The 15,256-nt window shown below is 56.1% G+C and carries 11 protein-coding genes and 1 tRNA gene; 3 read left to right on the top strand and 9 right to left on the bottom strand.

Annotated elements, in window-relative coordinates; genetic code table 11:
- Nucleotides 1-7: 7 nt before the first annotated feature.
- The 8 genes from RSQ48_RS02085 to ilvD form a co-directional block, all read right to left on the bottom strand.
- Complete coding sequence (locus RSQ48_RS02085) at nt 8-1,168, bottom strand: PIN domain-containing protein (protein WP_415302089.1); 1,161 nt, start codon at nt 1,166-1,168, stop codon at nt 8-10.
- Between the two features lie 181 nt (nt 1,169-1,349).
- Nucleotides 1,350-3,221, bottom strand: a complete 1,872-nt coding sequence (locus tag RSQ48_RS02080; protein WP_415302088.1) for a DUF262 domain-containing protein — start codon at nt 3,219-3,221, stop codon at nt 1,350-1,352.
- Between the two features lie 189 nt (nt 3,222-3,410).
- Nucleotides 3,411-3,890, bottom strand: coding sequence for a helix-turn-helix domain-containing protein (locus tag RSQ48_RS02075; RefSeq protein WP_415302087.1), 480 nt, complete (start codon nt 3,888-3,890; stop codon nt 3,411-3,413).
- 749 nt (nt 3,891-4,639) lie between these two features.
- Entirely contained in the window at nt 4,640-4,831 is a 192-nt protein-coding gene (locus tag RSQ48_RS02070; protein ID WP_311219480.1) for a helix-turn-helix transcriptional regulator, read from the bottom strand.
- A gap of 412 nt (nt 4,832-5,243) precedes the next feature.
- A tRNA-Leu gene (locus RSQ48_RS02065) sits at nt 5,244-5,328 on the bottom strand.
- Nucleotides 5,329-5,636: 308 nt separating this feature from the next.
- Nucleotides 5,637-6,701: an AI-2E family transporter gene (locus RSQ48_RS02060; protein WP_003804212.1), complete on the bottom strand. Its 1,065-nt coding sequence runs from the start codon at nt 6,699-6,701 to the stop codon at nt 5,637-5,639.
- A 517-nt stretch (nt 6,702-7,218) separates the two neighbouring features.
- Nucleotides 7,219-8,046 carry an ammonia-dependent NAD(+) synthetase gene (gene nadE, locus RSQ48_RS02055; RefSeq protein WP_275694068.1) on the bottom strand — a complete coding sequence of 276 codons (828 nt, stop codon included), beginning with the start codon at nt 8,044-8,046 and terminating at the stop codon, nt 7,219-7,221.
- Nucleotides 8,047-8,528: 482 nt separating this feature from the next.
- Entirely contained in the window at nt 8,529-10,388 is a 1,860-nt protein-coding gene (gene ilvD, locus RSQ48_RS02050; protein ID WP_131071231.1) for a dihydroxy-acid dehydratase, read from the bottom strand.
- A 163-nt stretch (nt 10,389-10,551) separates the two neighbouring features.
- Between ilvD and ppc the strand changes: the two genes are divergently transcribed.
- Both ppc and RSQ48_RS02040 read left to right on the top strand, forming a co-directional pair.
- Nucleotides 10,552-13,386, top strand: a complete 2,835-nt coding sequence (gene ppc / locus RSQ48_RS02045; protein ID WP_131071230.1) for a phosphoenolpyruvate carboxylase — start codon at nt 10,552-10,554, stop codon at nt 13,384-13,386.
- A gap of 139 nt (nt 13,387-13,525) precedes the next feature.
- Complete coding sequence (locus RSQ48_RS02040) at nt 13,526-14,308, top strand: sulfite exporter TauE/SafE family protein (protein ID WP_240208902.1); 783 nt, start codon at nt 13,526-13,528, stop codon at nt 14,306-14,308.
- Nucleotides 14,309-14,370: 62 nt separating this feature from the next.
- Here the strand turns inward: RSQ48_RS02040 and RSQ48_RS02035 are convergent, their stop codons facing one another.
- Nucleotides 14,371-14,913 carry a class I SAM-dependent methyltransferase gene (locus RSQ48_RS02035; protein WP_240208901.1) on the bottom strand — a complete coding sequence of 181 codons (543 nt, stop codon included), beginning with the start codon at nt 14,911-14,913 and terminating at the stop codon, nt 14,371-14,373.
- Nucleotides 14,914-15,031: 118 nt separating this feature from the next.
- On the opposite strand from RSQ48_RS02035, the gene RSQ48_RS02030 reads away from it, so the two are divergent.
- Nucleotides 15,032-15,253, top strand: coding sequence for a hypothetical protein (locus RSQ48_RS02030; RefSeq protein WP_003804227.1), 222 nt, complete (start codon nt 15,032-15,034; stop codon nt 15,251-15,253).
- The last annotated feature ends 3 nt before the right edge of the window (nt 15,254-15,256 follow it).

Genomic DNA, 15,256 nt, shown 5'->3' with positions numbered 1-15,256 from the left:
GACGCATTTATTCGTCGCAGGGGCCTGGAACCCAGTCAGGACCCACATCGCCATAATCGACGACGATACTTCGGCTATCCACCTCGACTTCAACTTCGACCAACTCGGCGTCTCCTGCAAGGTCACCCTCGAACGTCAGGATGACCCTTAGATCCATAGGCACGTCAACCGTTGCTGAGGCTGAACCGATGGAAACCTCATCTTTATCAATTGGATCTGTGACCGAGAAATTAAATGACGTGGATACTGCAATCGTCGCTTCTATGGCCGCTTCAACAACCAGCACATCTTCCTCTGGTTTATCGATTACCCTAAATGGCTTAAGCGTTTTTATGTCATTTTCTATTGAAATAGAAGTGACGTCGATGTCATAAATATCTGCGTCATAGTAATAACCCGAACTTACTTCCGGCGTGAACGTCAGTCGATCTGTAGCATCACGCACTGCATCCTCTATGACGTTCTCAATTGGTAACGGATCCTGTTTAAAACGTTCGATTAGTCGAGCACAAGCGACCTCCGCATTTTGATGAAAGTAGCTCAGTGCGTTTGCTAGGTCGTCGGTAGCTACTAAGTGAGGCGAGGTCTTGCAATATCGCACCCAGTCGGAATCTTTTGATACGACAAGTAGCAGCAGAGCCTTCTCCTCGGCCCAGTGTTCTAGAGCCTGGAGCGCAAAAGCGTCTGGGAACTCGCTCTTCTTGGCTGCCGATTTTCCAAAAGGAGGAGTTGCCGAAAAGTAGTCAGCTAGGATACGGGCGACACTCACTCGACTAGCTGATTCGACTATATCTGCTGCTGCGGATTCGATGAAAGCGGCTATTCTTCGCTGAGCAAGTAGCTCTGGCGTCTCATCTCCGAAAAGTGCGCGCATAGCGACATCCCGCTGTTCTGCACTGAACTGCCAGGCCTTGCTGGCTAACTTTATCCCAGCTCGAACCTTGGACTGTGAATCGGTGGATTCGGTGATCACATGAGCCTTCACCTCTTGAACAACCACGTCGGACAGTACGACATGAATCTCTGTGTCATTGAACTGCTTAAGCCTAGCAAGCAAACCGTGTTCGAAACGATTGCCGTTTCCTGAAAAAATGGACGTGTCAAGCGTGATTGCTGAAATTTCGCTGTTAGCGATCGCTTCTTTGATTTGATCGTCATTTAGGTCCATGGTAGATACTTCCCTATCTAAGCAATTCTATTTACACAAGACTCAGCATACCCTCTAACTATTCGATTCCTTATCGTCAACGGCCGCTTCTGGCTGATTTCAGTCGCTGCGAATAGGCGCGAGTCGCCCAAAAAAAGACGGTTTGTGCCTAATTAGAAGTGCTTTGAAATCGAGAGAGCACTTAGCGCGGATAGAGTTTCTTTGCAGCTTCGGATAAAACTTTAGAGCGAGCCGTTATGGCTTTCTCATCCCAGGTATTTTGGGTCATCAAGTCGCCATTGATACTCAGCACAGTGTTAGCGATCAGCAGATTTTTTTTGATCTGGAACGACTTGTTCTGCGCTTCACGATTGACCGACAGGTTTAGCAATGTGAGGTTACCCAACGATGGGATTGCCTTGGCACGCTGACGGATAGCCAGGTGGTGACTTGATAGGGTACCGCCCATTAGTTCTTGCTGCTCAGCGACTTGGGCTTCGACGAGTGTCGCCTTGGAGCCATCAGGTAGTGCCCAATGCTCATACCAGGATCTCGGCAGGATATGGTCGATGTCAAGGTTGGACAAGTCGGGAATGGTGGGCTCTTCTGTGCGCTTGGTCAGGCGCAGCCAGCCCTCTAGCTCAGTGAGCAACATACGGCACCGACCTGGATCAAGGTTGCCGTAGTAAATAGGGGCAGACTGGAGGGCATGTGAGAACTCGTCGTCGTCGGGCCAGCGTGCAGCAGGACTGTTGGGTGATGAGGCTAGAAGGTCCTTCAACGCGACACGGGTCATAGGCCCTTTGATCCATTGGCGTAGCATCGACATGAACCAGTTGTTGTAGTTCTTAGTAGTCAGGCCACAAACCGCACGGCGTACGACGTAGGAGACGATATCGTTGAATATCGCCGTCTTCTCGCTGTCCGGTAGGTCGGCTATTGAAATACGTAATGCGAGCGGATGGGTGGTCGTGGTGTCGAACGGCTGGAGACGTCGGCCGAATCTAGCAATGGGCAAGGCACCCTTTCCTTCGATCAGTTGAAGGTAATGCTTGGCATAGGTGCTAAGCATGTCCAATTGCTGGGTTGTGGTTTTACCTTGAGCGTAGTTCTTAAAATCTACGTACAGCCGGGCCAGATCGCCTTCCTGTCCAGTCTGCGCACGAATAGCAGAAAAAATCAGCCATTCCAACCGTGGTTTGACGATGCGACCTCGACGCTCTCCGACCTTCCAAGTGGTTTCTTCAAACTGCTTCCACTTATCTTCGTACAACGATGCCGAATCTTCATTGGCACTGTCGACACTCATAAACAAGTAGTTACGGATCAAGTCGGTAGCATCGAGCTTCGCTCCACGACCGTTCAAAGTTTCAAAAATAACCTGGGCGTCGTCGTCTTTCTCTAATTGGATCATCACCACTTTTAGGTCGGTCAAGACCGCCAGAACCAAAGCTTCGGCGGCATCGGCGCCACCATTGGTCTTAATCCAGTCCATGGCCCATTCGGCGAAGTTCCATATGGCGTCCAACGCCGGAGGATGGGTGATGCCAATTCGCCGGAATGTGTTTGTTTGGGTGAAGTGCGCTGGAAACCGGGTTTGCAGGGTGGCCAGCTTGTCCGCAGTCATGGCCTCAACAAACGCCTTCTGATCAGAGAACGTCGGCCAGACTTTGAAGACCTCCACGTCCGCATTGGCCATGGTGCTGGGGTTCGGGTTATCCAACACAGCTGCCAAATAGGAGTCGTAGTCCTCAATCTCGAGCTCGCGTGTGGCCAAACGAATACCAGCTAAGACATACTGTAGGGTCGTCAACCGCTGTTGACCATCGATAATGTGGAGGGTGTCGACACCTCGCAGGCCGAACTTGTCCTGAGGTTCCACTACGATGGCCCCGAGGAAGTGGGGTGCGGGAGTCGTTCCAGTTAGCCGTTCGTCAGCCTTGTCCTTTATATCGTCCCACAAAAGCTTCCACTGCTCTCCCAAGGTCCACACGTAAGCCCGCTGGTAAAACGGCACTTTGTACTGTTTACGATCTTGGAACACCTGCTGGATCGTCCATGTTTCTGACTTCATTCCCCACTCCTGTTACCTTTGATAACAGGATTATGCCAGTCTGTCTCTCGTGGAGCACGAATGCTGGAAGAGGAGCATCGCGAAAGGCTTTATGCCTGACGGACATGAATATCCGCTTGTGGTCACTCACAGACCCTTCATAAAAAATGCCCCTTACTCACGTTCTGAGTAGGGGCAGAGCACATTTGCTTAGTCCTGGAAAACAATACGCCTCGACTCCCACCATGCTTGCGAAGGTCGGAGCAGATCAGCTTGCTGCGTTTGTTGATACAGCAAAGAAATTAGCATCTTCACAGGTACGGACAGCGTCACTAGATCGCTTTCTTGGATATGAGCTTCCGCTGCCGATGGCGACGCACATACTAACCTCAACGTCTTTTCCAGCCTTTCTTCCAGTGGAGGGATAACTTCGAGGAAGTCCGACGCATTGAGTCTGCCTGCAAGTACAAATCCAGCGACTGGAGGTACGCCCAGATAAGCAGCGAATGCTCTCAAGTGCTTATCGCTAACCTGTTCCATTGGTTTATCACCCCTCATGAGCTCTGACAGATAGCTCTGGCTGATTCCCACTTGCTTTGCGACGTATGACGTGCCGTGGGATCTCTCATGCATGGCCGCACGAAGCGCCAGCCTCAGGTGATGACCCTTCTGTTCTATTTCCTTTCTCATGTTGATTGCCTTTTTTGTGATCGGGCACATGCCCAATCACGTATAGGTCGCGTCGGCACCTAACCTTCGGTCTCCAATAGCGTGAGTCTGCCGCCACCGGCGATAGATTCTCCACGTTAGGTCCCAAAAAATACGCTCCAGGCTTTTGTCATGGAGCGTATGATGACCGACTTTCACCCTAACGCGTTTGATACCGACTGCTTGAGCGAGTCAGCAAAGCGAATCCTTCGTGCTTTGATCTTGTTGGGCATTCAGCGAGGTACCGGGGGTACGCTCACAGTGTCTATTGAGACGCTGGGTGCAGCCGCTGGCCTCGACCAGTTTGAGAGCTCTGCCTCTTCTATCCAGGCTCTGCTAGCGGAGTGCGCGAAGGCGCTTACGTTGCTCAACCCTAATAATCAGGATGACGAGGAGGTACCTGAGGCCAGTTGCCCGGTCTTTCTGGTTGTTCGGCTCATCGATGACCAGGTCTTTTTTGAGTTAGATCGGCCGGTCTACAGCCTTTCAATGCGCGAGCTGGACGACCTATTGCCCATGTGGCCGCTTAGTTAGTCTGAGGGGTGGCTGCAAGGTATGTCGCTAGCCCCGCAGGGGTTATGACGGAAGACAGTCACTTCATCCGTGAGTACGGTGCCCGGAGGGAAGGTTCGCACCCAGGCCCGAAGCAGCAGTCGCCGCTTCGGGTTTTTCCATTTTTTGGTTGGGCAGGTGCGTTGGCCAACCGAATGGCTGCTCATCTGAGGGCAGCGCTACTCTGCATTCTCGCTCAGCGTCGCAACCAGGCGGTCAATGTCACTGCGTCGCCAGGCCGAGGCCCGAGGGCCTAGCTTTACTGGCGCTGGATATCGTCCTGCTTGGATGCCTACGTACCAGGTTGCCCGGGAAACGGGGATGATCGCCAGTACATCGCGGATGCGTAAAAAAGATTCTGTTGTATGCATTGCTCACTTCCTTCCCCAAAGTGATTCCGGAAGATTGTCCTCGGTACCTCTATATATTCCTCCACCAAACGATAGGGGAGCATCGTTGGGTCCGGTGGCGTCCTCTGACGTCCGGGTGAGTATAGGAAGGCAAGGGTAGGATGATGGGGGCAATTTCAGAAAAAGTTGGGGGTAGAGCCGTTGGACACCGCCCAAATGACTCTTGTTCTGGGTGGGCAGCTGCTTGCGTCGCGAGGAGAGGGCGGGTACCAGGTGAGATGCAATCGAAACTCGCAACCTGGGTGCAGGAATTTGCAAAGGCAAAAATACTGTGCACAGGACTGTGCACAAGCAAAATCTGAGTACAACGGGAATTTAGCCAGACAGTGAGTGTTGCCTGAAAATTGCCTTGAGAATCAAGGGCTTACTTAAGTGGTGCCCGGGGCCGGAATCGAACCGGCACGCCTTGCGGCGGGGGATTTTGAGTCCCCTGCGTCTACCAATTTCACCACCCGGGCTAGGTATGGCAACCTGGGAATCCAGGCTTGGAAGGAAAGATTGTTATTATACGCAGATTTTTGAATATTTTGGCAAGTACCCAGGCAATTTTTTTTGTTTCAGCGCCAGCTCGGCCGATCTTCTGTCCAACTCCCCTTTTATTGCATCTTTTCCGCCCGCTTTGTCACAGTTGCTTAAGTTATGACAAGCCCTTTTCACAAGGCCTGAGTTCTGCCCGGCCTGGTCTGATTCACCTTCCTAGGCCTGCAAAAAAACAGGCCAGGTGCATTGCCCTGGCCTGCTCCGTCTTCTGCTCGGCGTGAAGGGGCTAGTCCGCAGCGGCCACCTGTCCGTTACGTATCCACTCACGCCAGATCGCGACCAGTAAGGCCATCAAAACCGGGCCGATGAATAAACCCACAATACCCATGGTTTGAACCCCGCCCACCAGACCAAAGAAGGTGGGCAGAAAAGGCAGTTTTACCGGACCGCCGACCAGGCGAGGTCTTAGCGTTTTATCCACAATGAACAGTTCGATTGCGCCCCACAGAAACAGGCTGACGCCCGCAACCAAGTGGCCTGAACCGACCAGATAAAGCGAGACCAGGGTGAAGGACAAGGGTGCGCCACCGGGAATCAGCGCCATGAAGCCGGTGATAACGCCCAGTAATACGGGTGACGGCACACCCGCAATCCAATAGGCAATCCCCAGGACTACGCCCTCTCCCAAGGCAATCAGACCCATGCCGGTGACCGTGGAGTTCACGGTTGCGGGCACGACGCGGGAGAAACGCTGCCAGCGACCCGGCAGGATGCGTTCGCCCACGATGTCCAGCTGAGCCAGTAAGCGGTCGCCATCTTTGAAAATAAAAAACAGCGTGATCAGCATGAACAATACGGTCAGCAACAAGTGGAACACGTTGCCGGTGGCGGAAAGCACCATGCGGTAGATATTGCCCAGATGCTGGCCGCTGACCATTTCCACCAGTTCACCCAGTGCATGGGGTTCGCCTAGATAGAGCTGCCAATACGCGGTCAGACGTTCGCCCACCAGTGGCATGGCCTTGATCCACTCGGGCGTGGGTGTGCCGTAGCGGTTGGCGGCCAGCGCCCAGGTGATAAAGCTGCTGGCTTCCTGAATGGCAAAGGACAAGGCCAGGGATAAGGGCACAACCAGCACGACGATGACGACCAGCAAGGCCAGGGTGGCGGCTAATGCGTTACGTCCATTGCACCGGACGACCAAGCGTTTATATAAAGGCCAACCGGCCAGGCCAATGATAAGTGCGGCCAGAACAGGGACCAGAAATCCCTTCAAAAAATAGACGCCTGCGGCCAGCAAGAGCAGCAATAGCCAGCGAGCGATGAGAAATGCGGGTAAGACGGGTTGCATAAACGGTGGAGACCCTCTTGTCTATTGGTCTGGGCATGGGTCGGTGCCCGAAAGTTTTTTTGACGATAGCATGATCGCAGGCCAAGGAATACCCGTTTCTTACAACAAGCTGATCACGGTTCTTCAGCTTATGACAGGGTTGGGGCTGCAGGCGCGATCCGCACAGGTCAAGACTCATCAGAACGGGGGTTGTCGCAGTATGAAAGGGGAAGGCTACCTGACTTGAGCGAGGCGGCTCTTTGCCCTTCGTGTGTTCTGCTTCGCACCACGTTTTGCCAAGTCTACTCCTGCTGCTGTGAAACCGCTTAAACGCTTCTTTCACCAAGCAGGGTCTGGTATACCGATAGGCGGACAGGAGGCTTGGGAAGCTGGACTCACCCCGCTATCCAGGCAGATGTAAAAACGCCCTAAGGCACCATGCCGTCGGGCGTTTTATTGTGTTTATCAGTCCGGGAAGTGGGCCCCTCTCAGCACGAGAGTCGGTAAGCGCAGGCCGATCATCCCTTATCCTCCCCGATCAGGGCGCCACCGGCAAGGCGCGTTTATGCGCCGATGCACGGAATGTCTTGATGATGATCTGTGTCGCCTCGTCATCAATGACTTTACCTTCCAAGAAGTCATCGATCTGCTCATAGCTGACTCCAAAGGCGTCCTCGTCCGGCCTCAAGGGAGTCAGGCTTTCCAGGTCGGCGGTCGGGACTTTAAAGACCAAATCATCAGGGGCCCCCATCGCGGAGGCCAGAGCACGTACACGTCGTTTGTTCAAGCCCGCCAGGGGGGTAATGTCTGCGGCGCCATCACCGAATTTCGTAAAAAACCCCATCAAGGCCTCTGCGGCGTGATCGGTACCGACCACCAGCCCCCCCCTGGCCCCGGCAATGGCATACTGAGCCACCATGCGCTGGCGAGCTTTGATATTGCCCATCAAAAAATCCTGCTGCGCCGCATCACGAAATGTCAGGCCGGAGGCCAGCAACTGTTCCAGCATGGCATCCGAGGCAGGCTTCACGTTGACAACCAGCGTCTGATCGGGATTGATAACCTTCAGGCCACCTTGCGCGTCTTTCTCATCGGCCTGTTCACCGTAGGGTAGACGGACAGCAATAAACTGCGCCTGATGGCCTTGCTCCCGCGCCTGCTCGACAGCGCGCTGAGACAGGCATCCTGCCGCCAGGGAGTCCACGCCCCCACTAATCCCCAGGACCAGGCTACGGCAACCGGTGCGCAGTAGATAGTCACTTAGAAAGCGGACGCGACGTTCAATTTCCTGCTGAACGTCGAAATGATCCATCATTCCCAATTCCGCACGAATACTGGCTTGCAAAGCGCGTTGATCATCAGTCATGGCGCAGGCTCTCTACACAAAGTGAACAATAATTCGATTGTAAAGGACTGGAGAAACTGTGCCAGACGGGAGAGGTTTAATGCGTAAGCAAGCTGTGCTGGGCCAGAAAGTCCAACACAACAGAAAACCAGGGACTGTTGCTCCTCTAAAGCCGCCCAAGCCCGCAGCCCCTGGCTCCAGACGAGTCAGACAGCTTGTCGCAGGGGGAGTCTGTCTTCGGGATTCACGCACTCTGCTGTTTAAGCGCGACGCTTATAGTACGTCCGGCAGATGAGCTATCGCGCGCGTTCAGCGTGCGCCCGAAGGCAAACTCAGACAAAGGTAGCGGTGCGCAGCATCGGCAAGCCATCCGCCTGGAGCCAGGGGCTGCGGGCTTGGGCTACGTTTATACGAAGATCAACACCAGCCCCACCCTCAAAACCCATAAAAAAACCCCATCTGCCAGAACAGATGGGGTTTCATCAGCTAAACCTTAATTGGGCTTAGCGATCCAGTTGCGACACGTCGCGCACAGCGCCACGGTCTGCCGAAGTAGCCAGCGCGGCATACGCTTTCAGGGCCTGCGACACAACCCGTTCGCGGTTCACGGGTTTCCAGGCCTTGGCACCACGCGACTCCATTTCGGCGCGGCGTGCCGCCAATTCCTCATCGCTGATCGCCAGGTGAATACGACGGTTGGGGATATCGATTTCGATGGTATCGCCATCTTGTACCAGGGCGATATTGCCGCCCTCGGCCGCTTCCGGGGAAGCATGACCAATCACCAAGCCGGACGATCCGCCCGAGAAGCGGCCATCGGTAAACAGCGCCGAACTTTTGCCCAGCCCCATCGATTTCAGGTAGGAGGTGGGGTACAGCATTTCCTGCATGCCGGGGCCGCCTTTGGGACCTTCGTAGCGAATGATGACCACGTCACCCGCCTTGACCACACCGTCCAGAATGGCGGCAACGGAATCGTCCTGGCTTTCGTAAACACGAGCTGTGCCAGTGAAGGTCAGGATGCTTTCATCCACACCTGCCGTTTTAACAATGCACCCGTTGATGGCCAGATTGCCGTACAGCACGGCCAGCCCGCCGTCTTGCGAGTAAGCATGGGCCTTGTCACGAATACAGCCATTGGCACGATCGGTGTCCAGTTCCTGATAGTAGCGGTCCTGGCTGAAGGCCACTTGGGTGGGAATGCCGCCAGGGGAAGCACGGAAGAAGTCGCTGATGGCTTTGACGTTGTCGCCCTTGACGTCCCAACGCTTGATGGCTTCACGCAAGGTGCCGCTGTGTACGTTGCCCACGTCCAGATTGAGCAGGTCAGCCCGAGCCAGCTCGGCCAGAATCGCCATAATGCCACCTGCGCGGTGTACGTCTTCCATATGGTATTCGGGGGTGGCAGGCGCAACTTTACACAGGCAAGGTACACGGCGCGAGATGCGGTCGATATCGGCCATGGTGAATTCCACCCCGGCTTCCTGGGCTGCGGCCAGCAAGTGCAAAACGGTGTTGGTGGAACCGCCCATGGCCACGTCCAGCGTCATGGCGTTCTCAAAAGCCTGATAGGTGGCGATGTTGCGGGGCAGAACGGATTCGTCGTCTTGCTCGTAGTAACGCTTGGCCAGATCCACGATCAGGCTGCCTGCGCGCTCAAACAGGCCTTGGCGACGCGCGTGCGTCGCCACAATGGTGCCATTACCCGGCAGGGACAGGCCCAGCGCCTCGGTCAGGCAGTTCATGGAATTGGCCGTGAACATGCCCGAACAGGAACCACAGGTGGGGCAGGCGCTACGCTCCACGGCTTCGGCCTGTTCATCGCTCACGTTGGGATCGGCTGCCTGAATCATGGCATCGACCAGATCCAGCTTCTGCACCACGGTTTTGCCATCTGGCGAGTAGACCTTGCCCGCTTCCATCGGTCCGCCCGACACAAATACCACGGGAATGTTCAGACGCATGGCGGCCATCAACATGCCGGGGGTGATTTTGTCGCAGTTGGAGATACACACCATGGCATCGGCGCAGTGCGCGTTGACCATGTACTCCACCGAATCGGCAATCAGTTCGCGCGAAGGCAGGGAATAGAGCATGCCGCCGTGGCCCATTGCAATACCGTCGTCCACCGCAATGGTGTTGAACTCTTTTGCCACGCCACCAACCGCTTCAATTTGACGGGCCACCAACTGACCCATGTCTTTCAGGTGTACGTGACCCGGTACGAATTGCGTAAAGGAGTTCACCACCGCAATGATCGGTTTGGAGAAATCCTCGTCTTTCATACCGGTGGCGCGCCACAGGGCACGCGCGCCGGCCATATTCCGACCGTGTGTCGAGGTACGGGAGCGATATTGGGGCATGACTACTCTCTGAACAGGAAAATTATGTAAAGATACCTATCATAAACGTCCCAAGGCGCTTTGTGCGCGTCAAGGTCGGGCAGGCGTCTTACCATAGGGCAGCTACCGATCTGGCACCCAGAATCCTTTGCAGCAAAACCCCTTAGTTAACAGGAGATTGATTATGCCGCAGGCCGTGCCTGACCTTTCCAACCTGCTCAGACAGGACATCCGCTTTCTGGGCAAGACCCTGGGAGAGGTGATTCGTGACAGCGAAGGAAAGGCGACCTTCACGCTGATTGAAGCCTTGCGCAGGGCTGCCGTCAGTTTCAGACGTGAACACGATCCGCAGCAAGCACGGATTCTGGAAAAAGACATTCCCAAGCTGAACGATGCCCAGGCCCGCTCGGTGGCCCGTGCCTTTGCCTACTTTCTGCACTTGTCCAATATTGCCGAGGACCGCGACCAGAATCGTCGCCGCGAAGAGCAGGACCCGGAAAAATTGCTGGGCAGCCTGCAGCACGCCATCCAGACCCTGATGGATCAGGGCCTAAGCGCCAAGAAAATTCGCCGTTATCTGCAAGAGGCATGTGTGATGCCGGTGCTGACGGCTCACCCAACCGAAGTTCAGCGCCAAAGTACCCTGGCCGTGCATATGGCGATTGCCGATGAGCTAAACGGCCTGGACCACAAGGCCAGCGCCGCGCAATCGGCCCGCACCCAGGAGAAGCTGACCGGTCTGGTGTCGCTGCTGTGGCAAACCCGCATGCTGCGCGATCACAAGCTGACCGTACTGGACGAGATCGACAATGCGCTGGCCTATTACGGCTCCACCTTTTTACCTACGATCCCCCAGCTCTACCACGATCTGGACCGTCTGCTGGAACCGGGCAAGAAAAGTCTGCTGGATCAGAAAACCCGCGCCCTGCCCGCTTTTTTGCGCATGGGCAGCTGGATTGGTGGCGACCGTGACGGTAATCCCAATGTAGGCCCGGAGACAGTTGAACAGGCGGTACTGCGTCAGTCCACCCGCGCCCTTCAGCATTATCTGGAACAGATTCGTCTGCTCGGTACGGAAATCTCGGTGTCCGACGCGTTAAATCGGGTCAGCAAAGACCTGGCGGCCTTGTCGGCCAGCAGCCAGGACCGCTCGCCACACCGGGTGGACGAGCCCTATCGTCGCAGCTTCATCCATCTGTACGCCCGCATGGCTGCCACGGCGCAAACCTTGCTAGGTCGCGATCTGGCCGATCGCCCCACTTACGCCGCCCCGCCCTACGCCAGTCCCCAGGAGTTCAAGGCCGACTTGCAGATCATCGCGGACTCGCTGGCAGAAAACAAAGGCGGCGCCATTGCCGGCCTGCGTTTGAACGAATTGATTCAAGCCGTGGAAGTGTTTGGCTTTCATCTGGCCACCCTGGATCTGCGCCAAAGCTCCGATGTCCACGAACGCGTGCTGGACGAGCTGTTTCGCGTGGCCGGCACACTGTACAAGGACGAACCGGTCAACTACCGCCAGTTGTCCGAAGAGGACCGTGTCCACTTGCTGCGCTCCGAACTGCGCCATCACCGCCCCCTGGTCTCGCCCTGGTATCGCTACTCGGAAGAAACCGAAAAAGAACTGTCCATCCTGCGCAAAGCGGCCGAATGTCGTCGCCGCTTTGGCGCCCGGGCTCTGGAGCAGACGATTGTGTCGCACACTGAAACGCTGAGCGACTTGCTGGAAGTGCTGGTATTGCAGCAGGAGACCGGGCTGATCGTGCCCAACTCCGATGAGCCTGAACACCAGGGTTTGATGGTCGTTCCCCTGTTCGAGACCATCCCCGACTTGGAACGGGGCCCGCAAATCATGCAGGAATGGCTGGACATGCCAGAAATACGCCAGCGTGTACGCCATGCCCAGGATAGTGTGCAGGAAGTGATGCTGGGCTACTCGGACAGCAACAAGGACGGCGGTTACCTGACCTCCAACTGGACCTTGTACCGTGCCGAACGTGAATTCGCCCAGGTGTTCTCGCGCCGCAAAATCCGTCTGCGGCTGTTCCATGGCCGTGGCGGCTCGGTAGGCCGAGGCGGCGGTTCCAGCTTCGACGCCATTCTGGCCCAACCTCCAGGCACCGTGAACGGCCAGATCCGTCTGACCGAGCAAGGCGAGATGATTCAGGGACGGTACAAAGATGCAGACGTGGGGCGCTGGCATCTGGAGCTCTTTGTCGCTGCGACGCTAGAAGCCAGTCTGGGCGCACGCAAAGGGGCACCGAATGATGACGAACATCTGGCCGCCTACGGCGAAATCATGGCCTGGATGTCCGAGCAGGCACATCAAAGCTATCGCGAGCTCGTCTACGGCACGCCCAATTTTGATCAGTACTTCTTCCAGTCCACGCCCATCAAGGAAATTGCCGGCCTGAATATTGGTTCGCGTCCCTCGTCCCGCAAGGCCACGCAAAGCATTGAAGACCTGCGCGCCATTCCCTGGAGTTTTTCCTGGGCACAATGCCGCCTGCCCATTCCAGGCTGGTACGGCATGGGCACCGCCTTGCATCGCTACCTGGAATCAGGGTTGCCCGATGACGGCTTGAACCGTGCCAAGCGCCTGGCCCAGCTGCAAGCCATGGCACGAGACTGGGCATTTTTCCGTACCCTGCTCTCCAATATGGAACAGGTGCTGGCAAAAACAGACCTGGACATCGGCCTGAAATACGCCGGGCTGGTCGAAGACCCGGAGCTGCGCGAGACCATCTTCACGCAAATCCGCGACGAGTTCGAGCTCACACACCGACTGTTCCGTGAAATTACCGGTCATGAGCTGCTGGCGCACGATCAGGCACTGCGAGATGCCCTGACCGAACGCTTTGCCTATATTGACCCGCTGAATCACTTGCAGGTGGAACTGCTGCGCCGCCATCGCCGCCAAGGGCAAAAAGCCAGTCAGCCAACGCGCAGTGGTGTCAATAAGCAACACGTCATCCACCTGACGATTAACGGCATTGCCGCAGGGCTGCGTAACTCGGGCTAAAGCAGGAACCAGGAAATCGGCTTTTTTAATTACTTTTATAAATAAGCTAATTTCCAAAAGAAGTTAAAGGCGTACAATAAGCCATTACGTCGCTTTTTGTATAAGGCGTGATCCTTACCGGGATCACGCCCTCTGGTTTATGGTACTTGCAATCATTCTGGGAATGCTCACTGGTCTGTCGCTGGGCCTGACAGGCGCAGGCGGGGGAATTCTGGCCGTGCCCGCCCTGGTGCTGGGCATGGGCTACAGCATGACGGCGGCCACTCCCGTCGCCTTGCTGGCCGTGGGCGCGGCCGCTTTGCTGGGTGCGCTGGACGGCCTGTACAAACATATCGTGCGCTATCGTGCAGCCGTCTTCATGGCCGTGACAGGCGCGCTGGTGACGTCACTGGGTGTGCGCATCAGCCACGCTTTACCGGAAAAGGTACTGGTAACCCTGTTTGTGCTCATCATGCTGTGGATTGCCACCAAGATGCTGCGGCGGCCCACCGTAACGGAACATGCCCACACACCCTGCTGCGTGAACCCCACAACAGGGCGCCTGCATTGGACACCCCTTGGCACGCTCACCTTGGCTGCCATTGGCGCAGTGGCCGGTTTGTTCTCGGGCATGCTGGGGGTAGGCGGCGGTTTCCTGATCGTCCCCGCCTTGAAACGCTTTAGCGATCTGTCCATGCACAGCATTGTCGCTACCTCGCTGATGCTGATCGCCCTTATCTCCTTGAGCGCCTCTGGCATGAGCCTGGCTCAGGGGGCCGTCATTCCTCTTAGCGGATGGGTGTTTGTAGCGGCCGCCATGGGTGGGATGATGATAGGTCGACAACTGGCTCCCCGTATTCCTCCTGTGCGTCTACAGCAAGGCTTTAGCATTCTGACTGCCCTGGTCGCCCTGTCCATGCTGGCCCGCACCTATCTGTTTTAGGACAGGGGACGAAACGCAAGGTCCTGCCGACTCGGCAATTCACACCTGATGCCACACCTCTTTTACGGATTGAGCCGGTAGTCACTGAACGAGCCCCCGTCCCGCGGCCGCACAGCCACAATACGTTGAACAATATGGTCCGGCTCAGCCTGAAAACCATGCTCATAAGCCACGACATCCAGGTCGACACACCAACGCAGCAACTCCCCAGGCTGCAGCAGGAAGTCCGGATTACGTGGCCTGTTGTAGCGCTCGTTCCCCACCGCAAAGGTTTCGTAGACCAGAACCCCGCCCGGCTCCAGGCTCTCCAGCAATGTCGGCACCAAGGGACGCCACAGATACCGGGTCACCACCAGCGCGTTGAACTTGCGCCCCGCAAACGGCCAGGGACCATTTTCAATATCAGCCTGGACAATTTCACCGTAGGGCGAGGTAGCCGCTACCGCCTCCGGGTCCCGATCCACACCAATGACGGTATTGCCGCGCTGGGCCAGCCAGCGCGCATTGCGCCCCCGGCCACAGGCCACATCCAGGACGGTGCCCGGATTGGGAATCAAGTGGGCCCAAGCCTGTAACCAGGCGCTGGCCTGTCCCCTGTCGTTCATCCTTACCTCTTTGCTCAGCAGACAAAACGCTCATGGTAACGCAGCGGGGGACAAGCTCAAGCTCCCCGCTGGCCTGGGCTACAATTGGCCCGGATTCCACGCTATTTTTTGAGGGTGTATGAAAGTCCTGCTGCAAAAACCCATATTGCTGATGGCCGTTCTGTGCCTGCCACTATGGTTTATCTACGGCAACTTCATCCTGGCTGCAGCCACGTCCATCCTGATTGGGATGCTGGTGGGCATGATCCGCACCCTGCACCAAGTGACCCAGGCCAAAAAAGCCAGCGCAAGAAGCGCCAACCCGGCTTCTTCCGAGACCCCTAACGACAAGCCCCACTGACGC

Origin of the sequence: Alcaligenes sp. SJTW-7, assembly GCF_047716895.1 — a bacterium.
Taxonomy (GTDB): Bacteria; Pseudomonadota; Gammaproteobacteria; order Burkholderiales; family Burkholderiaceae_B; genus Alcaligenes; species Alcaligenes ammonioxydans.
This window is presented reverse-complemented; position numbering and strand designations above follow the sequence as displayed.